This window comes from Nocardia cyriacigeorgica (assembly GCF_029868385.1).
GTDB classification, from domain to species: Bacteria; Actinomycetota; Actinomycetes; order Mycobacteriales; family Mycobacteriaceae; genus Nocardia; species Nocardia cyriacigeorgica_F.
Genome location: NZ_JARWNX010000062.1, coordinates 523,584 through 544,186, shown reverse-complemented (window position 1 = coordinate 544,186; position 20,603 = coordinate 523,584). Strand labels below are relative to the sequence as shown.

The 20,603-nt window shown below is 67.8% G+C and carries 21 protein-coding genes; 14 read left to right on the top strand and 7 right to left on the bottom strand.

Annotation, left to right across the window (positions count from 1 at the left end):
• The first annotated feature begins 111 nt into the window (after nt 1-111).
• Complete coding sequence (locus QH168_RS25290) at nt 112-585, top strand: hypothetical protein (protein ID WP_280468253.1); 474 nt, start codon at nt 112-114, stop codon at nt 583-585.
• Between the two features lie 215 nt (nt 586-800).
• Nucleotides 801-1,622 (top strand): acyl-CoA thioesterase, encoded by an 822-nt coding sequence (locus QH168_RS25285; RefSeq protein ID WP_280468251.1) that lies wholly within the window; start codon nt 801-803, stop codon nt 1,620-1,622.
• Between the two features lie 16 nt (nt 1,623-1,638).
• Here QH168_RS25285 and QH168_RS25280 read toward each other — a convergent pair whose 3' ends face one another.
• Complete coding sequence (locus tag QH168_RS25280; RefSeq protein ID WP_280468250.1) at nt 1,639-3,441, bottom strand: APC family permease; 1,803 nt, start codon at nt 3,439-3,441, stop codon at nt 1,639-1,641.
• 106 nt (nt 3,442-3,547) lie between these two features.
• Here QH168_RS25280 and pdxT point away from each other — a divergent pair, with 106 nt between their 5' ends.
• Together pdxT and QH168_RS25270 are read left to right on the top strand one after the other, a co-directional pair.
• Nucleotides 3,548-4,201: a pyridoxal 5'-phosphate synthase glutaminase subunit PdxT gene (pdxT, locus tag QH168_RS25275; protein ID WP_280468248.1), complete on the top strand. Its 654-nt coding sequence runs from the start codon at nt 3,548-3,550 to the stop codon at nt 4,199-4,201.
• A 314-nt stretch (nt 4,202-4,515) separates the two neighbouring features.
• Entirely contained in the window at nt 4,516-5,268 is a 753-nt protein-coding gene (locus QH168_RS25270) for a YebC/PmpR family DNA-binding transcriptional regulator (RefSeq protein ID WP_163827055.1), read from the top strand.
• Here QH168_RS25270 and QH168_RS25265 read toward each other — a convergent pair.
• From QH168_RS25265 to QH168_RS25255, 3 genes are all read right to left on the bottom strand, one after another.
• Complete coding sequence (locus tag QH168_RS25265) at nt 5,265-5,771, bottom strand: SRPBCC family protein (RefSeq protein WP_280468245.1); 507 nt, start codon at nt 5,769-5,771, stop codon at nt 5,265-5,267. The two genes, QH168_RS25270 and QH168_RS25265, sit on opposite strands and share 4 nt — an antisense overlap.
• Complete coding sequence (locus tag QH168_RS25260; RefSeq protein WP_280468243.1) at nt 5,768-6,127, bottom strand: metalloregulator ArsR/SmtB family transcription factor; 360 nt, start codon at nt 6,125-6,127, stop codon at nt 5,768-5,770. The genes QH168_RS25265 and QH168_RS25260 overlap by 4 nt, the downstream gene beginning before the upstream one ends.
• 113 nt (nt 6,128-6,240) lie before the next feature.
• Nucleotides 6,241-6,447 (bottom strand): DUF5988 family protein, encoded by a 207-nt coding sequence (locus QH168_RS25255; RefSeq protein WP_280468242.1) that lies wholly within the window; start codon nt 6,445-6,447, stop codon nt 6,241-6,243.
• Nucleotides 6,448-6,593: 146 nt separating this feature from the next.
• On the opposite strand from QH168_RS25255, the gene QH168_RS25250 reads away from it, so the two are divergent.
• Nucleotides 6,594-7,106: an O-acetyl-ADP-ribose deacetylase gene (locus QH168_RS25250; protein WP_280468240.1), complete on the top strand. Its 513-nt coding sequence runs from the start codon at nt 6,594-6,596 to the stop codon at nt 7,104-7,106.
• Between the two features lie 14 nt (nt 7,107-7,120).
• Here QH168_RS25250 and QH168_RS25245 read toward each other — a convergent pair whose 3' ends face one another.
• A complete protein-coding gene (locus tag QH168_RS25245; RefSeq protein ID WP_280468238.1) occupies nt 7,121-8,320 on the bottom strand; it encodes an MFS transporter in 1,200 nt (399 codons plus the stop codon).
• Between the two features lie 108 nt (nt 8,321-8,428).
• Between QH168_RS25245 and QH168_RS25240 the strand changes: the two genes are divergently transcribed.
• Both QH168_RS25240 and QH168_RS25235 read left to right on the top strand, forming a co-directional pair.
• A complete protein-coding gene (locus QH168_RS25240) occupies nt 8,429-9,349 on the top strand; it encodes a LysR family transcriptional regulator (RefSeq protein ID WP_280468237.1) in 921 nt (306 codons plus the stop codon).
• 154 nt (nt 9,350-9,503) lie between these two features.
• A complete protein-coding gene (locus tag QH168_RS25235) occupies nt 9,504-10,367 on the top strand; it encodes a 3-hydroxyacyl-CoA dehydrogenase (RefSeq protein WP_280468235.1) in 864 nt (287 codons plus the stop codon).
• A 63-nt stretch (nt 10,368-10,430) separates the two neighbouring features.
• Here the strand turns inward: QH168_RS25235 and QH168_RS25230 are convergent, their stop codons facing one another.
• The gene (locus tag QH168_RS25230; RefSeq protein WP_280468233.1) at nt 10,431-12,317 is read right to left on the bottom strand and encodes a vWA domain-containing protein; all 1,887 of its coding nucleotides are present in this window, start codon (nt 12,315-12,317) and stop codon (nt 10,431-10,433) included.
• A gap of 214 nt (nt 12,318-12,531) precedes the next feature.
• Here QH168_RS25230 and ruvC point away from each other — a divergent pair, with 214 nt between their 5' ends.
• Genes ruvC through ruvB form a run of 3 tightly spaced genes read left to right on the top strand, consistent with a single transcriptional unit; the run spans nt 12,532 to nt 14,795 of the window.
• Entirely contained in the window at nt 12,532-13,101 is a 570-nt protein-coding gene (gene ruvC / locus QH168_RS25225) for a crossover junction endodeoxyribonuclease RuvC (protein WP_280468231.1), read from the top strand.
• A complete protein-coding gene (ruvA, locus tag QH168_RS25220) occupies nt 13,098-13,703 on the top strand; it encodes a Holliday junction branch migration protein RuvA (RefSeq protein ID WP_280468230.1) in 606 nt (201 codons plus the stop codon). The genes ruvC and ruvA overlap by 4 nt, the downstream gene beginning before the upstream one ends.
• Before the next feature lie 6 nt (nt 13,704-13,709).
• Nucleotides 13,710-14,795 carry a Holliday junction branch migration DNA helicase RuvB gene (gene ruvB / locus QH168_RS25215; protein WP_280468227.1) on the top strand — a complete coding sequence of 362 codons (1,086 nt, stop codon included), beginning with the start codon at nt 13,710-13,712 and terminating at the stop codon, nt 14,793-14,795.
• 27 nt (nt 14,796-14,822) lie between these two features.
• Here ruvB and QH168_RS25210 read toward each other — a convergent pair whose 3' ends face one another.
• On the bottom strand, nt 14,823-15,488 hold the full coding sequence (locus QH168_RS25210) for a TetR/AcrR family transcriptional regulator (RefSeq protein ID WP_280468225.1): 666 nt from the start codon (nt 15,486-15,488) through the stop codon (nt 14,823-14,825).
• Between the two features lie 36 nt (nt 15,489-15,524).
• On the opposite strand from QH168_RS25210, the gene QH168_RS25205 reads away from it, so the two are divergent.
• The 4 genes from QH168_RS25205 (at nt 15,525) to secF (ending at nt 20,597) form a co-directional block, all read left to right on the top strand.
• Nucleotides 15,525-17,015, top strand: a complete 1,491-nt coding sequence (locus QH168_RS25205; protein ID WP_280468224.1) for a flavin-containing monooxygenase — start codon at nt 15,525-15,527, stop codon at nt 17,013-17,015.
• Between the two features lie 182 nt (nt 17,016-17,197).
• Complete coding sequence (yajC, locus tag QH168_RS25200) at nt 17,198-17,554, top strand: preprotein translocase subunit YajC (RefSeq protein WP_280468223.1); 357 nt, start codon at nt 17,198-17,200, stop codon at nt 17,552-17,554.
• A gap of 110 nt (nt 17,555-17,664) precedes the next feature.
• On the top strand, nt 17,665-19,404 hold the full coding sequence (secD, locus tag QH168_RS25195; RefSeq protein ID WP_280468221.1) for a protein translocase subunit SecD: 1,740 nt from the start codon (nt 17,665-17,667) through the stop codon (nt 19,402-19,404).
• A complete protein-coding gene (gene secF, locus QH168_RS25190; RefSeq protein WP_280468219.1) occupies nt 19,401-20,597 on the top strand; it encodes a protein translocase subunit SecF in 1,197 nt (398 codons plus the stop codon). Before secD ends, secF begins: the two co-directional genes overlap by 4 nt.
• The last annotated feature ends 6 nt before the right edge of the window (nt 20,598-20,603 follow it).

Sequence of the window (20,603 nt, the reverse complement as noted above, 5' to 3'; positions counted from 1 at the left end):
GAACGCATATCGATCCTGCTGCCGGTATCGGCCGGATCCTTCGGTGTCGTGGTACTTTCCGAGTCTCGGTGAACCCGGTCTCGGAGTTCCACGACGCAGGGGGAAGCACAGATGAACCTTCACCGGACCGGCCTTCTCGCGATCGTCGTCCTGGCCGTCGCGCTGACGCTCGGCCCGACCGGCCCGGCCGCCGCCGATGACGAACGTCCACCACTCCCGACCGCCGAAGAGCTGTCCGATCAGCTCAGCACCGGGCTCGATCCGGTGGCTCGGGCGTGGGCGTGGGTCCACCCGGTCCGCAACGAGCACAAGCTCATGTTCGTCCAGGGCGCACAAGCCGATCCTGATCTGCCCTACCAGTTGGCGCAGATAGTGCACGAGGCGGGAGTGCGGTTGCGGGTCGTCGAGGTGGACCCGGATCCCTTCGGCGACGCGATCTACGCGACGGCGGATCTCACCATCAACGGCGTGAACAGCCCGGCCGACATCCCGTTCGTGGTCGACGACGGTACGTGGAAGGTTCAGCTGCTCTGGGCCTGCACCATGGTGTCGATGCTCGGTGAACAGTCTCCCGCCTGCGCCTGACATCGGCGCGATCGCCCATTCCGGGCCCATACGGCTCGGGGCCGCAGCGTGGTGCCCTCCTCGGCCCCGCGGGACGCCCCCTGCCGGACCCACCCCGACTGCGTGCGAACATAGAGATCCCGTCGGGGACCGGCCGGTACGTAGTTGCCGCTCGATCGCCCGCACGGTTGCGCAGTACTCACACGACCGGCCAGTGGCGCGGAGAGGCGGAGAAGTTGGCGACCATCGAAGAAGCGCTGGAGATCGATCGGCTCGAGCGAGATATCTTCCGGGGAGCCTCGCCCAAGACCCAGCTGCGGCGAACCTTCGGCGGACAGGTCGCGGGCCAGGCGCTGGTCTCGGCCGTGCGCACGGTGGACCCGCGGTTCCAGGTGCATTCGCTGCACGGCTACTTCCTGCGTCCGGGCAACCCCGACCAGCCCACCGTGTACCTGGTCGAACGCATCCGCGACGGCCGCTCCTTCTGCACCCGCCGGGTCACCGGCGTCCAGGACGGCGCCGCCATCTTCACCATGTCGGCGTCGTTCCACGTCGGTGACGAAGGCCCGAGCCACCAGGACGAGATGCCCGTGGTGCAGGCACCGGACGAACTGCCCGATGCGAAGACCACCATGAGCCCCGAACGGCTGTGGGCGATGCGGGAATGGGAGCACTGGGATATCCGGCCCGTCCCGCAGGAGTCGGTCACCCAGCGGCCGGGCGTGGTGTCGCCGCAGCAGGTGTGGTTCCGCTACCGGCACCCGCTGCCCGACGATCCGCTGTTCCACGTGTGCACCCTCGCCTATATGAGCGATATGACGCTGCTCGGTTCGTCCAAGGTCACCCACCCCGACGAACCCACCCAGGATGCCTCGCTCGATCACGCGATGTGGTTCCTGCGCCCGTTCCGCGCCGACGACTGGCTGCTCTACGACCAGTCCTCACCATCGGCGGGTTTCGGCCGCGCCCTCACCGGCGGAAAGATCTTCAACCGGGCGGGCGAACTGGTGGCCTCCGTGGTGCAGGAAGGGCTGATCCGCACCCCACGCGAGAAGTAGGGCCCCGCCGCGGAATTCAGACCGCCTGGACCCGGAGATGGCAGACGACGGTGTCGTCCATCCGTCGCAGGGTGCGTTCGAGTTCATCGCTGCGATGGCTCGGCAGCACCCGATCCCAGCCGGTGGGCGGGTCTACCTCGGCGACGACCACGATCTTGCGCCGATCCGGGAACGTCTGCCGTAGGTAGTGGGCGACCGCGCCGCCGACGGTCGCGTCCCGGTCGGGGAGCAGGACCAGTGGGACGTCGGGATGCCAGTCGTCCCAGGCGGCGGTGAATTCGTCGGCGCGTTCGTCGTCCAGGCAGACGTGTACCGCCACCACCTCACTCCCCAACGACAACGCCGTCGACAAGGCCTCGCAGGTGAGCCCGGATACCTCCGCGACGGGCACCACGACGACGGTGTCATGCGGTCGCGGGGGAGGCGGTACGGCGTCGGCGCGGCGATGGGTGCCGATCAGCCGATACGCGCGTCGCACCCGCCGCATCCCGAAAACCAGTGCGGTCAGTACGACCACGATCAACCACGCGCCCTCCCGGAACTTCATCGCCGTCGTGACGAGGGCGGCCACACCGGTGGCCGCGGCGCCGAACCCGTTGAGCGCCAACCGCAGCCGTCGGCGATCGGCCTGCGGTGTCGTCCACCAGTGGCGCACCATGCCCACCTGGGCGAGCGTGAAGCCGACGAATACGCCGATCGCGAACAGCGGCACCAGTGCGTTCATATTGCCGCGGGCGGCGATCAGCAGCACCGCCGCGCAGACCCCGAGGGCGAGCACACCGTAGCGGTATACCCGGCGCGGTGAACTCACCGCGAATCGGTGCGGCAGGCAGTTGTCATCGGCCAGCAGGCGCGTCAAGGTCGGCAGCCCTCCGTAGGAGGTGTTCGCGGCCAGCGCCAGCAGTACCACCGTGGCGAATTGCACGATGTAGTAGCCGATTCCGTGACCCAACGCCGCCTCGGTCAGCTGGGACAGCACGGTGGTGCCCGCCACGGGATGCAGCGCGAACTTCTCGATCAGCAGCGCGAGCCCGATCAACATCGTGCCGAGCAGCGCACCCAGGGCGACCTCCGCGCGCTGCGCCCGCCGAATTCCGGGTGCGCGGAAACTCGGCACGGCGTTGGCGATCGCCTCCACCCCGGTCAGCGCCGCGCAGCCGCTGGAAAAGGCCTTGAGCAGCAACAGGACTCCGACCGTCTGCACATCGGTCACCGTCGCCGCGGCGGTGGTGACGCTCGCGGGTTCGGTGCGCAGCAGACCGGCGACGATCACCGTGCAGATACCGGCCACGAACACGATCGTCGGCGCCATGAACACCCGCGCGCTGTGGGCGATGCCGAGCAGATTCACCGCCGTGATGCCGAGCAGCACCGCAAGGCACAACCGCACCGTATAGCCGTGCAGCGCCGGGAACGCCGAGGTCAGTGCCGCCACACCGGCCGCGATGGATACCGCGACATTCAGCACGTAATCCACGATCAGCGAGGCCGCCGCCACCAGCGCCGCCCGATCACCCAGCTGTGCCTTGGCCACCGCGTACGCGCCGCCGCCGTTCGGGAACACCGCGATGACCTGCCGATAGGAGGCGATCAGCAGCGCAAGCAGCACGGTGATCGTCAGCGTCACCGGCAGCGTCATCCCGAGCCCCGCCGCCCCGGCCGCCGCCAGCACCAGCACGATGGCCTCCGGACCGTAGGACACCGACGCCATCGCATCCAAGGAGAGCCCGGACAAACCCGTCGGGACGGTCAGTCCCCGGTCCGACGCGGCGCCGCCCGCGCGGGTCACCGGCTTCGATGACGGCAACACAGTAGTCATGTCAGTGAGTGTCGGTCCGGGCGTGCCGATCACCGGCAGGCCTTGACGCAATGTTGACGGCCACCGTGAGCGGGCCCACAGCCGCGCGCCTCGTAAGCTCTGCGGGGTGAACGGTTCAGCGGTCGCCGCGCCCGCGGCGCAGACCTTCGCGCGCGAGAGCGCGCAGCCGACCATCGGTGTGCTGGCCCTCCAGGGCGATGTGCGCGAACATGTGTCGGCGCTGGAGCGCTGTGGTGCGCGCCCGGTGCTGGTGCGTCGGGTCGAAGAACTCGCCGCCGTCGACGGGCTGGTGCTGCCCGGCGGTGAGTCCACCGCCATCAGCAAACTGCTCCAGGTGTTCGAGCTGCTGGAACCGCTGCGCGCCCGGCTGCGCGACGGACTGCCCGCCTTCGGATCGTGCGCGGGGATGATCCTGCTCGCCGACGAAGTGCTCGACACCCGCCCCGACGCCGAGCATCTGTCCGGTATCGATATGACGGTGCGCCGCAATGCCTTCGGCCGTCAGGTCGATTCGTTCGAAACCGATCTCGCGTTCGCCGGCCTCGACGACGGCCCGGTCCGCGCGGTGTTCATCCGGGCGCCCTGGGTGGAGCGCGTCGGCGACGGTGTCGAGGTGCTGGCGCGGGTGCCGAGTGGTCCCGCCGAGGGCCGGATCGTCGCCGTGCGTCAGCGCAATGTGCTCGCGACCTCGTTCCATCCCGAAGTCACCGGCGATCTGCGGGTGCACCGCTTGTTCGTCGATCTGGTCCGCGCCGCCTGACCGGTCGGAGACGCCAGCGCGGCGTCACCAGGTAGATCCTGGGCCAGGCAAATCGGTCACTGCCTGACCCGGTCGAGGGCCGGAGAACGGTGCGGCATCACCACGTAGGCAGAGCCGGACAGATCGGCCGCCGCGTGATCCGGGCGACGAATCGGCGGCGACGTCGACGGCCCGGTCGCGCTCGAAACCGGGCTATTCGGGCCCGCCCGCCCATGCCCGATGCGACCGCCGAGTAGTCTGGACGAGTTGTCCGCCCCGGCCCCGCCGGTACCGCAGACGACCACACGTGCCATCGACCTGAAGGAAGTAGGGGAATGAGCGGCCACTCCAAATGGGCCACCACCAAGCACAAGAAGGCGGCGATCGACGCGAAGCGCGGCAAGCTCTTCGCCAAGTTGATCAAGAACATCGAGGTGGCGGCCCGGACCGGTGGCGGTGACCCGGATGGCAACCCGACCCTGTACGACGCCATCCAGAAGGCGAAGAAGTCGTCGGTCCCCAACGACAACATCGAGCGCGCCCGTAAGCGCGGCGGTGGCGAGGAAGCCGGTGGCGCCGACTGGCAGACCATCATGTACGAGGGCTACGGCCCCAATGGTGTCGCTGTGCTGATCGAATGCCTCACCGACAACCGCAACCGCGCCGCCGGTGAAGTGCGTGTCGCGATGACCCGCAACGGCGGCAATATGGCCGATCCGGGTTCGGTGTCGTACCTGTTCCACCGCAAGGGCGTCGTGACCCTGGACAAGAACGGTCTGTCCGAGGACGACGTGCTGATGGCCGTGCTCGACGCCGGTGCCGAAGAGGTCAACGACCTCGGCGAGGCCTTCGAGATCATCAGCGAGCCCGGCGATCTGATCGCGGTGCGTTCGGCATTGCAGTCCGCCGGTATCGACTACGACTCCGCCGAGTCCGGTTTCCAGCCCTCGGTCAGCGTCGCGGTCGACGCCGACGGTGCCCGCAAGGTCTTCAAACTGGTCGACGCCCTCGAAGACAGCGACGACGTGCAGAACGTCTACACCAATGTCGACGTCTCCGACGAGGTGCTCGCCGAACTGGACGACTAACTGTCCAACTGCTGTTCGTAGTACTGCTTCATCGCGGGGTAGTAGTCGTCGAAGTCGGGGTGGTCGGTGTTCGCACGGGCCGCCCCGAGCAGGTCCAGGTAGTACTCCCAGCCCGGGCCGACCTGCGGGGCCTGGGCGATTTCGTCCTCGGTGCGCAGATGATGGGTGAAGCGGAGTTCGGTGGTATCGCCGGTTTCGGTGAGGACCACGTCCAGGAACCAGGACCCGGCCTCGTCTTCGGCGGAGATGCCGAGGTGGCGGGGCGGATCGCAGGCGTCGATCCGCATATCCATCCACGGCTGCTCGTCTTCGAAGACCATCTGCACCTGGACGGTCGCGCCCACCCGTGCCTCGCCCTTCCACGGGCCGAACCAGCGGGCGGTGCGGTCGGAGTCGGTGATGCTCGCCCAGACGTCCTCGATCGGGGCGCGGTAGGTGCGGGTCAGGACCAGATCGCGGCCCGTCTGTGCGGGGAACAGTCGTCCGGTGGGCCGGGGTGTCATGCGAGGTTCTCCTCTGTCGTCGGGGGCTGTGCGGACCGGCGCTCACGCCTGGTCCGGTAGACCTCGGTGTCGAGTGCGTCGAGGTGGTGTTCCCAGATGGCGGGCCGGGCGAATCCGGCCAGCCATTCGGTGAGCGCTTCGAGTGGCGTGGTGTCGAGCCGGTAGTAGCGCTGTCTGCCGACGAGTTCGTCGCGCACCAGCCCGCTCGCGCGTAGGACGCGCAGATGCCTGCTGATCGCCGGTCTGCTGATGGTGAACTGCCCGGCGATCTCACCGGCGGTGAGCCGGGTGCCGCGCAGCATCTCCAGGATGTCCCGGCGGATCGGATCAGCGATCGCGCTCGCTACCTCGTCCACAGCAAAAGTGTAACCATGTGGTTACGCGTTTGTCGATCGTTCGACCCGACGAATCGAGCAGGGGAGTGGGCGGCGGCCCTATCGGCGCCGCCGCCCGAAGGGATGCGGGTGGGTCACTCCGCGATTTCGGTGCGATCGCTCCAGGCGTAGACCGGCAGTCGGCCCTCGGGCGTGTCCTGCTCTCGTCCGGTGGTCTTGAAATGTTCGTAACCACCTTTGAACGGGATCTTCAGCTCGAACCCCGGCGGAGTGATCGGCACGATACGTGCGGGCAGGTCCTGCGGCCCGCCCTCGAGGACAGCCTTGGCGCCATTGCTCATGCTCGGATGGTAGAAGCGCGAGCGGCCCGAGTGCGGGACATTCGCCACCGGTATGCGCATCGGTTTGCCAACGATATGCCCGGCTGCATCGGGATCACCCGGGAAACCGGGTGGCGACGCCGCGGTCTGCCGGTGAGAATCGAGGCATGGTCGAGCTGCTGTTCGTGCGCGGAGACATCACCGAACAGGACGTCGACGCGGTGGTGAACGCCGCGAATTCCTCGCTGCTCGGTGGCGGGGGAGTCGACGGTGCGATCCACCGGCGGGGCGGTCCGGCGATCCTGGCCGCCTGCCGCGAACTGCGCGCCGCCCACTACGGCAAGGGTCTGCCGACAGGTCATGCGGTGGCCACGACGGCGGGTGACCTTCCGGCCCGCTGGGTCATCCACACCGTCGGGCCGGTCTGGTCGGCCGGTGACGACCGTTCCGCCCTGCTGGCCTCCTGCTACCGCGAATCCCTTCGGGTGGCCGATGAACTGGGCGCGGCCACCGTCGCGTTCCCGGCGATCTCGACCGGCATCTTCGGCTGGCCGATCGACGATGGCGCCCGTATCGCTGTCGAAACGGTGCGTAGCACCAGCACATCGGTGCGGGTGGCTCGCTTCGTGTTGTTCGACGAGCGCGCCTTCACCGCCTTCGCCGCCCACGCCCCGAGCTGATCCCGCCCGCGCACTCATCGCCGCGGCGCCCGGCCCGCCGCCGCGATCGGCAACGCCACGGCGGCCGCCGCGATCGCGCCCCACAGCAGCGGTCGCAGGCCTGCGGAGTCGATGACGATGCCACCGGCGAACGCGCCGAGGGCGATACTGCCGGTGAACACCCCCGCGTACAGGCCTGTCGCCTGCTCACGGTGCTCCGGTGCGGCCTGGCTCACCCAGAGCTGACCGCAGACCGACAGGCCGCCGTAGGCGAGCCCCCATACCGTCATCGCGACCACCGCGCCGACGACCGACACAGCGAGCGTGAGCACCAGCAGGGCCACGGTGACACCGCCGACCAGGACGAGCAACGTGATCCTGGCGCGGCGTGCCGCACCCGCGCCCGCCGCGAAGTTCCCGACCAGCCCACAGACGCCGTAGACCAGCAGCAGGGCCGATACCGCCGAAGCGTCGAGCCCGGCGAGATCCTCGAGCGTGGGACGCACATAGGTGTAGGCGGCGAAATGGGCGGTGACGACGAAGGCGACCGCGGCGAGTCCCGTGCGGACCGCGGGGATCCGCCACAGCCGCGGCGGTTCGCCGCCCGCTCGACCGGCGCCAGCCTGCCGGGGCAACCGCGGGAGCATGAGGACCAACGCCACACTCAACGCCAGCGCGGTCGCGGTGAGCAGAGCGAACGCGCTGCGCCAGCCCGCGAGTTCACCGACGAAAGTCCCCGCGGGGACACCGAGCACCGAGGCCGCCGCGACTCCGCCGACGACGATGGACACCGCCGTCGCGCCATGTCGTTCCCGCACCAGGCGAGGTACGACGGCCGCCGCAAGGGCCCATACCGCGCCCATCCCGATCCCGACGATCACCCGGCCCAGCGCGAGCAGGGTGAAGCCCTGGGCCAGCGCGGTCATCAGGTTTCCGACCGCGAGCACCACTGTGGCCGCCGAGAGCACGGTCCGTCGGTCGATCGCACCGATCAGTCGCACGACCAACGGAGCGGTGACCGCGGTGACGATGCCGGTGATGGCGAGGCTGAACCCGGTGCTGCCCGCCGAGATACCCAGCCCCTGCGACATCGGAGTCAGCACGCCGACCGGCAGCATCTCGGAGGTGACCACCACGAAGGTGGCCATGGTGAGCACGGCGACCGCGGGCCAGCCGCCGCGGGGGGTCACCGGATCGTCGGTGACGGTGGTGCGGATTCGATTCGCAATGGTCATGCATCCAGTCAACGAGGCGGCGCAGGGCGGAACAACGACGATCAGCTCATCGTTCGATCAGCTGAGTTCATCGGAATCGGTTCGATGAACGGCCGAGAGGAACCGTGCATGCCGGAACTGCCCCTGCGCGAGATCGAGACGCTGCTCGTACTCGCCGACGAGCTGCATTTCGGTCGGACCGCCGACCGGCTGCGGGTATCGCAGAGCCGGGTCAGCCAACTGGTGGCGGCACTCGAACGCAAGATCGGGGCCCGGCTGGTCGATCGGACCAGCCGCCGGGTTGCGCTGACCGCCTTCGGACTCGAGTTCGTCCGTTCGGTCGGGCCGCGATATCAGGAGCTGGTCGACGCCGTCGACACCGAGCGGGTCCGTGCCAGGCAGGGCGTAGCCGATCAGCTGCGGCTCGGTTTTCAGGGCACCGCCTACGAAACGGTGACCTGCGCGTTCGGTCGGTTCCGCACCGAACATCCCGACATATCGCTGACCGTGCGGGAGCTACCGCTCGGCGACCCGTTCGGCGCGTTGCGCGCCAGAACCGTCGACGCCGCGGTGGTCCTGCTGCCGGTTCGGGAGCCGGATCTGACCGTCGGATACGCGTTCCCGCCCGAATCGCGGCTGCTGGCCGTCGGTGTGGAACACGTACTGGCCCAACGGGAAAGGATCGACGCCGAGGAATTGGCCCGCGCCGATCTCATCGCCATCGCCGGTGACGCACCCGGCTACTGGCAGCAGGCGCACACACCGGCCTTCACCCCGCTCGGCCGGGTCGTTTCGTCCAGCGTCGAGGTCGCCACCGTCCAGGAGGCGCTGGCGCTCGCGGCCGCCGGGCAGCACGCGATGCTGGTGTGCGCGCCGACAGCACAACGCAACCGGCGCACCGATATCCGCTACCTACCGGTCGACGGACTCGACGAGGACTCACAGCTGGCCCTGGTGTGGCGCGGTGCGCGACCGGAGCCCAGGCTCCGGCGGCTCGCGGCATTGCTGGCCGAGGTGTTCGACGACGGCGGGCAGCGGTCGGTCGCCTGATTGTCGGCCGGGCGCGGTGTCTCGCCGGTGCATACGCTCGGTCGACGCGGTCGACCCCTGCTAGTAGCGTGCTGGGGGATCGGCTTTTTCGTTCGGAACTCCATTGCCGACGCCCGCGCGGGGCGTCCGGTGTCCGCCAGGGAAAGGCAGGGTTATGACCGGAACCATCGGTAAGGTCACCGTGCTCGGCACGGGTGTGCTCGGTTCGCAGATCGCCTTCCAGACCGCCTACAGCGGCTTCGACGTGGTCGCCTACGACATCGACGACGCCGCTCTGGAGAAGGCGACGTCCAGATTCGACGGTCTGGTGCAGACCTATCGGGAGGAGGTACCCGGCGCGGCCGACGGCAAGGCCGAACAGGGTCGCGCACGGATCCGGCTCTCCGCCGATCTGGCCGACGCGGTGCGCGAAGCGGATCTGGTGATCGAGGCGATCCCCGAGGTCTTGCAGATCAAGATCGATACCTACACCGAGCTGGGCAAACTGGCCCCACCCGAGACCATCTTCGCGACCAACTCCTCCACACTTCTGCCCAGCGATATGAAAGACGCGACCGGACGGCCGGACAAGTTCCTCGCACTGCACTTCGCCAACCGCGTCTGGGCCTTCAATACCGCCGAGGTGATGGGCACCGCCGATACCGATCCGCAGGTGTTCGCCACGGTGGTGCAGTTCGCGAAGGACATCGGCATGGTGCCGATCGAACTGCACAAGGAGAAGGCGGGCTATGTGCTGAACTCGCTGCTCGTGCCGTTCCTGAACGCCGCGGGTGAGCTGGTCGCCGACGGCTACGCCGAACCAGAGACCGTCGACAAGACGTGGAAGATCGCCACCGGCGCGCCCATGGGGCCGTTCCAGATCTTCGACATCATCGGGCTCACCACCCCGTACAACATCTCCGTACACGGCGACGAGGCCGCCCAGCGCTTCGCCGCGTTCCTGAAGGAGAACTACATCGACAAGGGCAAACTCGGCATAGCCACCGGCGAAGGGTTCTACAAGTACCCGAGCAAATGATCACGGCCCGTGCCCGGCGCGTCGGCCTCATCGCGGAATGAGACCGACGCACCGGGGCTCGGCTCAGCGTGTCCCGCGTCGGCGGATCAGCACGACGAGAATGCCGAGGGCGGCCACCACGCATACCCCGAGCGCGCTCGCGACCCACACCACCGGCGATATTCCGTCATCGTCGCCGGAATCCGCGGCGGCGACCGTCTGATCACCGCCGGGGCGATCGACCGGCTTGTCGTTGCCGAACGTTTCACCCGAGGCCTCCCGGTACTGCGGTCCGGGTTCCGGCTCGCCGCTGACATCGAGTTCCAGCTCGATCGGCACGCCCGCGGCTCGGCCCTCGCCTGCCGCGGGGCTCAATTTCACCGCGATGTAATACCAACCGGCCACGGCCTGTTTCGCGATATCGCCGTTGGCCTCGCGATTCAGATAGCGGATCGGCGCGGTCGCCAACGCGGGATCATTGGTCGGCAATGTCTTCTCCTGCCCACCGTAAGAGGTGGTGTCGGAGTCCAGTTCCTCCCGGTAGGGCGCGTAGAGCGTGGTCGCGATATTGGAGATGTTCTCGGATCCACGACCGGGCGTCTCGGCGAACCGCACCCGGTAGGCCAGCGCCTGACCCCAGTCCAGTTTCACCCGGTAGAAGACGAATTCACCGCGCTGCAAGGTATCGGTGTACCGGCCGGATTCGGGCAGGGTCGCCGCGACATTGAACGATCCGCCGCCGGTCACCGGCACCACCGGACCATCCTGGGCGGTGAACGTGACCGGCGTCGGATCGGCGGCCGCGCCGGGATCGGTCACCGCGGGCTCGATACCGACCGAGATCTCGATCGGCAGCTGCGCCGGTGCGTTATCGGCGACATGGGCCCATTCCAGGGTGAAGTAGTACCGGCCGCCGCCGGTGCATTCGGCAGTGCCCGGGCTGTCGGACTCCGGTTTCGTCGCACCCTCCCACACCGTGCCGACCGTCAACGCGACACCATCGGCCGATCGGGTGGCCAGCTCGTTCTCGTAGACATGGCAGTCGTGCCCATCGGCGCCGAAGACGCGCAGATCGAGCCGGTTGTTCGCGAACAGGGCCTCACCGCCGCGCGGGAACGAGACGGTGCCACTGAAATACGCTGTCGCGCCCTCGGGTACGTCCACCGCGTAGTAGCGGGGCTTCTCCCGCCCGAGCACATCCAGATACTGGCCGGGCTCGGCGACCGGCGCGTCCCGGTAACCGTCGGTGCCCTCGATCGGGATGCCAGCGGCGGCGTAGTTGCGCAATGCGGTGGCACTCACCCGTGGCAGCACCTGCTCGAGAGTTTCGCCGTCGACGGCGTCGGTGTAGGTGCCGCCGGTGCTCTGCGCAATACAGGTGAGCTGAGCTCGGGAGGGATCGTCGACCCCGAAACCGATGGCGTGCACGACGAGATCGGTGCCCTGCGCCTCGAGTTCACGCGCGACCTCACACGGGTCGGGCGGCGTGCAGGTGTCGAGGCCGTCGGAGACCAGGACGATCGACTTGGGCCCCTCGTCGGGCAGCGCGTCGTTGGCGGTACGCAGCGAGGTACCGATCGGGGTGTAACCGCGTGGCGCGATCTGATCGACCGCCGACGTCAGCGCGGATTTGTCGATGGCCTCGGCGGGTTCGAGCACCCGGACATCGCGACAGCCCGCATCCTTCTCCGCATCCGAATTGCCGGTCTCGGTGCCGTAGACCGTCAGGCCGACGCGAGAGGCGTCGGGCGCCGAGGCGACGAAGGTCCGCACCGCGGTCTTCGCGGCGTCCATCTTGGTTCCACCGCTGGGATCGGGCGCGAGCATCGACCCGGACGCGTCGAGCACCAGCATCGTCGGCGCGTACTGGGTTTGTTGCGGGGATTGCTGGGCGAGGGCGGGTGTGGCTACGGGAACCAAGCCGATCATCCCGGCCGCCGCCAAGCCGGTGACCTTTGTCAAAAACGACACGCTGTTCCAACTCCATTCACTACATGTACTGCCACCGCATGTCATGACATGCGGCGCACGGGACCCTACGTCACCTCTAGGGTTGGGGCCAGGTGTGGGAATCGCTCTACCGGCGGTCGCGGGGTCGCCGGGTGGATCCGTGTCGCTGGAACCGTCACCGCCGCACGTCCACTAGACTTCGAACAACTGTTCGCGTGTCCGAAGGGGTGTTTCCGTGCGGGTGATGGGTGTCGACCCCGGGCTCACGCGATGCGGGCTCAGCATGGTCGACGGCGGTGTCGGCCGGAAGGTCACCGCACTCGACGTCGACGTCGTCCGCACTCCAGCGGATATGGATCTGGCGCTGCGGCTGATGCGGGTCGCCGACGCTGCCGAGCACTGGATGGACACCCACCGCCCCGGCGCGGTGGCGATCGAGCGGGTCTTCGCCCAGCACAACGTGCGCACCGCGATGGGGACGGCACAGGCGGGCGGGGTGATCGCCCTGGCCGCCGCGCGCCGCGGTATCCCGGTCGCCTTCCACACCCCCAGTGAGGTGAAGGCGGCCGTCACCGGCAACGGCGCCGCGGACAAAGCCCAGGTGACGGCAATGGTCACCCGCATTCTCGGGCTTCAGGTCGCCCCCAAACCGGCCGACGCCGCCGACGCGCTCGCCCTCGCCATCTGTCATTGTTGGCGTGCGCCCCTGCTGGCCCGCATGGCCCGCGCCGAAGCCAAGGCCGAGCAGGCACGTAAGCAGTACGCCGAGAAGCTGGATCGACAACGGAAGGCGGTGCGCCGGTGATCGCGTCGGTACGCGGTGAGGTGCTCGAGATCGCGCTCGACCATGTGGTGGTCGAGGCGGCGGGCGTCGGATACCGGCTCAACGCCACCCCGGCCACCCTGTCCGGGCTCACCCGCGGTGAACAGGCGCGGCTGTACACGGCGATGATCGTGCGCGAGGACTCGATGACGCTGTACGGCTTCGCCGATACCGAGGCGCGCGATCTGTTCGGCCTGCTGCAAACCGTCTCGGGGGTGGGCCCCCGGCTGGCCATGGCCGTGCTCGCGGTGCTCGAACCCGAAGCGCTACGCAAGGCACTGGCGGAAAGCAATGTCGCCGCCCTCACCCGAGTACCCGGCATCGGTAAACGCGGCGCCGAACGCATGGTTGTCGAACTGCGCGACAAGGTGAATCTGGTTCCGGTGCAATCCGGTCCGCCCGGCAGTGCGCCCGCTGCCGTCGTCACGCCGGTGCGCGATCAGGTGGTCGAAGCACTCACCGGGCTCGGATTCCCGCTCAAACAAGCCGAACAGGCCGTCGACACCGTCCTGGCCGATGATCCGGCCGCCACCACCTCGATCGCCCTGCGCGCCGCGCTCGGCCTGCTGGGCAAGAACCGGTAGCCGCGCATGGACCACGACGAGTACGACAACGACGAATCCCCGGTCAGCGCACACTATTCCAGCGCCGACGGCGATATCGAGACCAGCCTGCGCCCGAAATCGCTCGACGATTTCATCGGCCAACCCCGAGTGCGCGAACAACTCGCGCTGGTCCTGCGCGGTGCGCGCGGGCGTGGTGGCACCCCCGACCACATCCTGCTGTCCGGCCCGCCGGGCCTCGGCAAAACCAGTATGGCGATGATCATCGCCGCCGAACTCGGCACCGCCCTGCGCATCACCTCCGGCCCCGCACTGGAACGCGCCGGTGACCTGGCCGCCATGCTGAGCAATCTGGTCGACGGCGATGTCCTGTTCATCGATGAGATCCACCGGATGGCACGGCCCGCCGAGGAGATGCTGTATCTGGCGATGGAGGACTTCCGGGTCGACGTCGTGGTCGGCAAGGGTCCGGGCGCCACCTCGATCCCGCTGGATATCGCGCCCTTCACCCTGGTCGGCGCCACCACCCGTTCCGGTGCGCTGACCGGTCCGCTGCGCGACCGCTTCGGTTTCACCGGCCATATGGATTTCTACGAACCGAGTGAACTGCTCGGCATCCTGTTGCGATCGGCGCGCATCCTCGGCGTCGATATCGACCATGACGCCGCCGCCGAGATCGCCGGACGTTCCCGCGGCACCCCGCGCATCGCCAACCGGCTGCTGCGCCGGGTCCGCGATTACGCCGAGGTCCGCGCCGACGGTCATATCACCCGGCCGATCGCCGCCGCCGCGCTCCAGGTGTACGACGTCGACGCCCTCGGCCTCGACCGGCTCGACCGCGCCGTGCTCGGCGCGCTGGTCCGCGGTTTCGGCGGCGGACCGGTCGGGGTGTCGACGCTCGCGGTCGCGGTGGGGGAGGAGGCCGCCACCGTCGAAGAGGTGTGCGAACCGTTCCTGGTCCGGGCGGGCATGGTGGCCCGCACCCCGCGCGGCCGCGTCGCGACCGCCACCGCATGGGAACATCTCGGCCTGGTCCCGCCGCCCGACCTGGTGTTCGGGTCGATCGAGGTCCGTGGCCGCGAACCGCATCCGACCCTCGACCTGTTCGACTGAGTCGCCGACCCGCCACCACGGCCCGGATCAGGGTTTACGCACGCCCTCGATCAACAGTCGGCGGATGGCCTCGTTCAACGCGGTGATGGCGGCCTCGTCCATATCGCGCAACCCGTGCACCACACCGGCCATCAACATGCCGGTCACCGCACGCGCGGTGTTCACGGTGTCGAGGTCCTCGCGCAGATAGCCCAGTTCGACGCCGTGCTCCAGATAGCCAGCGGTCAGCGAATCGGCGGTGTCGAGCAGGCCGTACAGGCGTTCGGTCAGCTCGTCATCGATTCCGGTGGCATGGAACAGCAGCAACTGCGCCACCCGGCGGTCCTCGATCAGGATGTGGGTCAGCGCGACGCCGATGCGGTCGATCTGCTCGCGGTACTCGTCGAGGCTGGTGGCGGCGTCGGGAGCGTTGTCGGTGCCGAGCGCTTCGATGATCCTTGCGGCCAGATCGTCGATGACATGGTCGATGATGTCGCGCTTATTGCTGAAGTACCGGTAGAAGGTGCCGTGGCCGATCCCCAGATGACCGGCGATATCGGCGATGCCGGTCGCGTGGTAGCCCTTCTCGGCGAAGCATACGAAGGCGGTATCGATGATCTCTCGGCGCAGTTCGGCCTTGCGCCGCTCGGCCCGGGTGGATGGCTTCGTCACATCTGCGATGATACTGTCGTCACAAACGGAATGATGTGTCATTCCGGTGAGTCGGTGCACAAATTCAGGAGGTTCGACGTGGCGCCTCAGTACGACGCGATCGTGGTCGGTGCGGGTTTCGGCGGGATGGGAGCGGGCATCGAGCTCGACCGGCTCGGCCTGAGCAATTTCGTCATTCTGGAACGCGAGGACGATCTCGGCGGCACCTGGCATGTGAACCGCTATCCCGGTCTGGCCGTCGATATCGCCTCGGTGACCTACTCCTATTCCTTCGAACCCAACCCGTACTGGTCGCGGCTGTTCGCGCCGGGCGCGGAGCTGAAGAAGTACGCCGAGCACGTCGCCGATAAATACGGTCTACGTCGCCGGATGCGCTTCGGCACCGTCGTCGACGGTGCGCGATGGGACGAAGAGCAGCAGCAGTGGGTCGTTTCCGTCGCCGGGGGTGAGACCCTCACCAGCCGCTATCTGCTCGCCGCCACCGGCTTTCTGTCCCAGCCGTACACCCCGCCGTTCCCCGGTATCGAATCCTTCGCGGGCACGATCATCCACACCACCGCATGGGACGACGAGGTCGATCTCACCGATCGCAAGGCCGCCGTCATCGGTACCGGCGCCACCGGCGTGCAGCTGGTCCCCGAGGTTGCCAAGAAGGTCCGCGAGCTGACCGTCTTCCAGCGCACCCCGATCTGGGTGGTGCCGAAGGTCGACGCGCCGATTCCGGCGCCGGTCCAGAAACTGTTCGCCTCCGCACCGGTCACACAGAAGGCCGCGCGCCTGGTCAACACCAGCATGCTCGAGGCATTGATGGTGGTCGGCGTACTGCACTTCAAGCAGGCCAAACTCATGAACAAGGGTGCGGCGCTGCTGGCCAAGGCGCATCTGCGCGCCCAGGTCCACGATCCCGAAACCCGCAAACAGCTCACTCCGCACTACGACTTCGGCTGTAAGCGACCCACCTTCTCCAACCACTACTTCAAGACCTTCAACGAACCGCATGTGCGGTTGGAGACCAACTCGATCGAGCGGATCGAACCCGACGGCATCGTCACCGCCGACGGGCACAAGACCGAGATCGACATCCTCATCCTGGCCACCGGGTTCAACCTGTGGGATGTGAACTTCCCGGCCATCGAGATCATCGGCCGCGACGGGGTGAACCTCGGAAAGTTCTGGCGCGACAACCGATTCCAGGCCTACGAGGGCATCACCGTGCCCAAGTTCCCCAACTTCCTCAGCCTCAACAGCCCCTACTCCTACAGCGGGCTGTCCTACTTCACCACCATCGAAGCGCAGATGAAACATATGGGCAGGCTGTTCGCCGAACTGTTCCGGCGCGGCGAGACCACCTTCGAGGTGACCGAACGCGCCAACACCGAGTTCCTGGACCGGGTGACCAGCAAACTCGATGATTCGGTGTTCTACGGTGGCGACTGCTCGACAGCGCGCAGCTACTACTTCAACCAGCACGGTGAGGCGGCCCTCCTGCGCCCGACCAGCACCATCAACGCGCACCGGGAAGCGGTGAGCTTCCCGCTCGACGACTACAGCTACGGCCGCAGCGCCTGATATTTCCACACCAGGGCCCCGCCGCCGACGTTTCGGGCGCGGGGCCCGCTGCCGCGCGCTACCGTGCAGGACGGCCCGCATGTCCCTCCGGGGTGTGCGGGTGTGGTGCCGGTGACCCGAGCTGGCAGACTGTGTGAGTACCTGTCCATTCCCACCCCACAGACTAGGGACTGACTTCGACGATGGAACTGCTGTTTCCGCTGCTGCTGGTAGCCCTGCTCGTACCGATGTTCCTCGGCGTCCGCCGCCAGAAGCGGGAAGCCGAGAAGGTCGCCACGATGCAGGAAGGCCTGAAGGTCGGCGACCAGGTCATCACCACGTCGGGTCTGTACGGCACCGTGGTCGAGGCCGATGAAACGACCGTCGACCTCGAGATCGCCGAGGAGGTCGTCACCACCTGGCTGCGTCAGGCGATCCGTGAGGTTCGCATCGAGGACGAGGCCGATGAGACGACCGGTGACACCGAGGTCGACGAGACGCCCGGTACCGCCACCGAGGAATCCGCCGAGCAGACCGAAACCCGGCTGACGAAGGACTGACCGTCCGCGTACGCGCCGGATGCCCACCTGCGGACCACCGCACGGCACCCGGCGTCATCGGCGTGTGCCCGCCTGTTCCACCTCGACTTCCGCCTAGGAGATGACCAACTGTGCCACCTTCCCAGGGATCGGCGCATCCGTTCAGATTGCTCGGTGTCTACGCCGCGCTGCTGGCCGTGATCTACGCGCTGGTGTTCTTCACCGGTGACAAATCCCCGACACCGAAGCTCGGCATCGACCTACAGGGTGGCACCCGGGTCACGCTGACCGCTCGCACCCCCGACGGCAGCAAACCGAGCCAGGACAGCCTGAAGCAGGCCCAGGGCATCATCGAGAACCGTGTCAACGGTCTCGGTGTCTCGGGATCCGAGGTCGTCATCGATGGCGACAATCTGGTGATCACCGTGCCCGGTGACGACAGTCAGCAGGCGCGTTCGCTGGCCACCACCGCCAAGCTTTACATCCGGCCGGTCGTACAGTCCGCGCCCGCCACGAACGGCGCCCAGGCCCCGCAGCCGGGCACGGGCACCCAGCCGCCGGTGCCCGGTACGCCGGGACAGGTACCCGGTGGGGTCCCGGGTCAGGTGCCCACGCCCGACGGTGTCGCGCCGACCGGTCAGGCTCCGGCCCCGCAGAACCGGGTGTTCCCGGCGCAGGCGCCGACCGAACCCGCGCCGCCACCGGCCGACGACGCCGATCTCACGCCGCAGGAACAGGCGCAGCAGGAAATCGCGAACGCGAAGAACACCAGGCAGAGCGAGGATCCGGCCACATTGCAGGCCGCGATGGCGGCCATGGATTGCACCAAGCCCGACCCGCTGGCCGGTAATGACGATCCGGCCAAACCGCTGGTCACCTGCTCGACCGAGGGCACCGAGGTGTTCCTGCTCGCGCCGAGCCGAATCGACGGCCAGGAGATCAAGGACGCCACCTCCGGTCTGAACCAGCAGCAGGCTCGCCACGAGGTGACCCTCGAGTTCAAGTCCAGTGGTAGCGACGCCTGGGCCGACCTCACCGGTGAGTACGCCCAGAAGCAGATGGACGCCAGCCGCGGACGGGTCGCGTTCGTGCTCGACTCGCAGGTGGTCAGCGCACCGGTCGTGCAGCAGGGCCCGCAGACCGGTGGCAGCACCCAGATCTCGGGCAACTTCACCGCCTCGAGCGCCAAGGAACTGGCCAACACCCTGAAGTACGGCTCGCTGCCGCTGTCGTTCCAGACCTCGGAGGCCGAAACCGTCTCCGCGACGCTCGGCCTGTCCTCGCTGCGCGCGGGTCTGATCGCCGGTGCGATCGGCATGATCGTGGTGCTGCTGTACTGCCTGCTCTATTACCGGATGCTCGGTTTCCTGGCCGGGCTGTCGCTGGTCGCGGCCGGTGTCGCCGTCTACGGTCTGATCGTGCTGCTCGGCCGCTGGATCGGGTTCACCCTCGACCTGGCCGGTATCGCGGGTCTGATCATCGGTATCGGTATGACCGCCGACTCGTTCGTGGTGTTCTTCGAACGCATCAAGGACGAGATGCGGGAGGGCCGCAGTTTCCGTTCGGCGGTGCCACGCGGTTGGGCCCGTGCCCAGCGCACCAACCTCTCGGGTAAGACGGTCAGCCTGATCGCCGCCGTCGTGCTCTACATCCTGGCCGCCGGGCAGGTCAAGGGCTTCGCCTTCACCCTCGGCCTCACCACCGTGCTCGACGTGATCGTGCTCTACCTGGTCACCGCACCGCTGATGATGCTGGCCGCGCGCTCGCCGTTCTGGGCGAAGCCGTCGGTGAACGGTCTCGGTGTGATGCAACAGATAGCCAGGGAACGCGGCGCGGGCGGACCGGCGCTGGTGAAGGAGACCGCACGATGAGCACTTCGAGCCCGACCCTGGAGCCGGACGCCCCCAACCGTTCGCGGGCGCCGCAGCACGGCTTCTTCGAACGTCTCTACACCGGTACCGGTGGTTTCGAGATCGTCGGCCGCCGCCGGTTCTTCTACATGCTGAGCGCGACCTTCCTGCTGCTGTCGATCCTGAGCATCGCCGTGCGCGGGTTCACCCTCGGCATCGATTTCGCCGGTGGTTCGCGCATCCAGCTGCCCGCGACCGATACCGCGACGACCCAGCAGGTCGAGGACGTCTACACCGAGACACTCGGCCATGAGCCGGTCACGGTGCAGAAGGTCGGTTCCGGTGATTCCGCGACCATCCAGGTCCGTTCCGAGACCCTCGACCTCGAGCAGACCGCCGCATTGCAGACCGCCCTGTTCGACGAGTTCCAGCCGAAGAACGCCGAGGGCGAGGTGACGCGCAACGCGATCAGCATCGCCGAGATCAGCGAGACCTGGGGCAGTCAGATCACCAGACAGGCGGTGATCGCGCTGCTGGTCTTCGTCGTGTTGACGATGATCTATATCGCGATCCGCTTCGAACGGGATATGTCGATCGCGGCGATCGCCTCGCTGTTCTTCAACCTGGTCGTCACCGCGGGTATCTATTCGCTGGTCGGATTCGAGGTCACCCCGGCCGCGGTGATCGGCCTGCTGACCATCCTCGGCTTCGTGCTCTACGACAACGTCGTGGTGTTCGACAAAGTGGAGGAGAACACCCGCGGCGTCCTGCATCTGACCAGACGCACCTACGCCGAACAGGCGAACCTCGCCGCCAACCAGACCCTCATGCGTTCGATCAACACCACCGTGATCGGCATCCTGCCGATCATCGGCATGCTGGTCATCGCGGTCTGGCTGCTCGGCGTCGGCACGCTGAAGGATCTGGCGCTGGTGCAGCTGGTCGGCATGATCGTCGGCGCGTACTCGTCGATCTTCTTCGCCGTGCCGGTGCTGGTGTCGATCAAGGAACGTTGGGGCCCGGTGGCCGCGCACACCAAGAAGGTGCTGGCCAAGCGGTCCGGCGCGGCAGGAGCCAAGGCCGCCGCCGCGGGCGAGCGTCGCGCGGGCACAGCTGCCGGTCGCGAGGCCTCCGCTCCACCGCGCCGCACCCGCGACACCGGCCCGCGCCCCGGCGCCCGCCCGAGCGGAAAACGACACCGTAAGAGCCACTGACGACAG

Coding starts and splice junctions, on each gene's coding strand:
- QH168_RS25210 (WP_280468225.1), bottom strand. CDS start 15,488: ATGACACATCATTCCGTTTGTGACGACAGTATCATCGCAGATGTGACG.
- QH168_RS25245 (WP_280468238.1), bottom strand. CDS start 8,320: ATGACCATTGCGAATCGAATCCGCACCACCGTCACCGACGATCCGGTG.
- QH168_RS25290 (WP_280468253.1), top strand. CDS start 112: ATGAACCTTCACCGGACCGGCCTTCTCGCGATCGTCGTCCTGGCCGTC.
- QH168_RS25255 (WP_280468242.1), bottom strand. CDS start 6,447: ATGAGCAATGGCGCCAAGGCTGTCCTCGAGGGCGGGCCGCAGGACCTG.
- QH168_RS25265 (WP_280468245.1), bottom strand. CDS start 5,771: ATGACACCCCGGCCCACCGGACGACTGTTCCCCGCACAGACGGGCCGC.
- QH168_RS25235 (WP_280468235.1), top strand. CDS start 9,504: ATGACCGGAACCATCGGTAAGGTCACCGTGCTCGGCACGGGTGTGCTC.
- QH168_RS25270 (WP_163827055.1), top strand. CDS start 4,516: ATGAGCGGCCACTCCAAATGGGCCACCACCAAGCACAAGAAGGCGGCG.
- secF (WP_280468219.1), top strand. CDS start 19,401: ATGAGCACTTCGAGCCCGACCCTGGAGCCGGACGCCCCCAACCGTTCG.
- ruvB (WP_280468227.1), top strand. CDS start 13,710: ATGGACCACGACGAGTACGACAACGACGAATCCCCGGTCAGCGCACAC.
- QH168_RS25240 (WP_280468237.1), top strand. CDS start 8,429: ATGCCGGAACTGCCCCTGCGCGAGATCGAGACGCTGCTCGTACTCGCC.
- QH168_RS25250 (WP_280468240.1), top strand. CDS start 6,594: ATGGTCGAGCTGCTGTTCGTGCGCGGAGACATCACCGAACAGGACGTC.
- yajC (WP_280468223.1), top strand. CDS start 17,198: ATGGAACTGCTGTTTCCGCTGCTGCTGGTAGCCCTGCTCGTACCGATG.
- QH168_RS25280 (WP_280468250.1), bottom strand. CDS start 3,441: ATGACTACTGTGTTGCCGTCATCGAAGCCGGTGACCCGCGCGGGCGGC.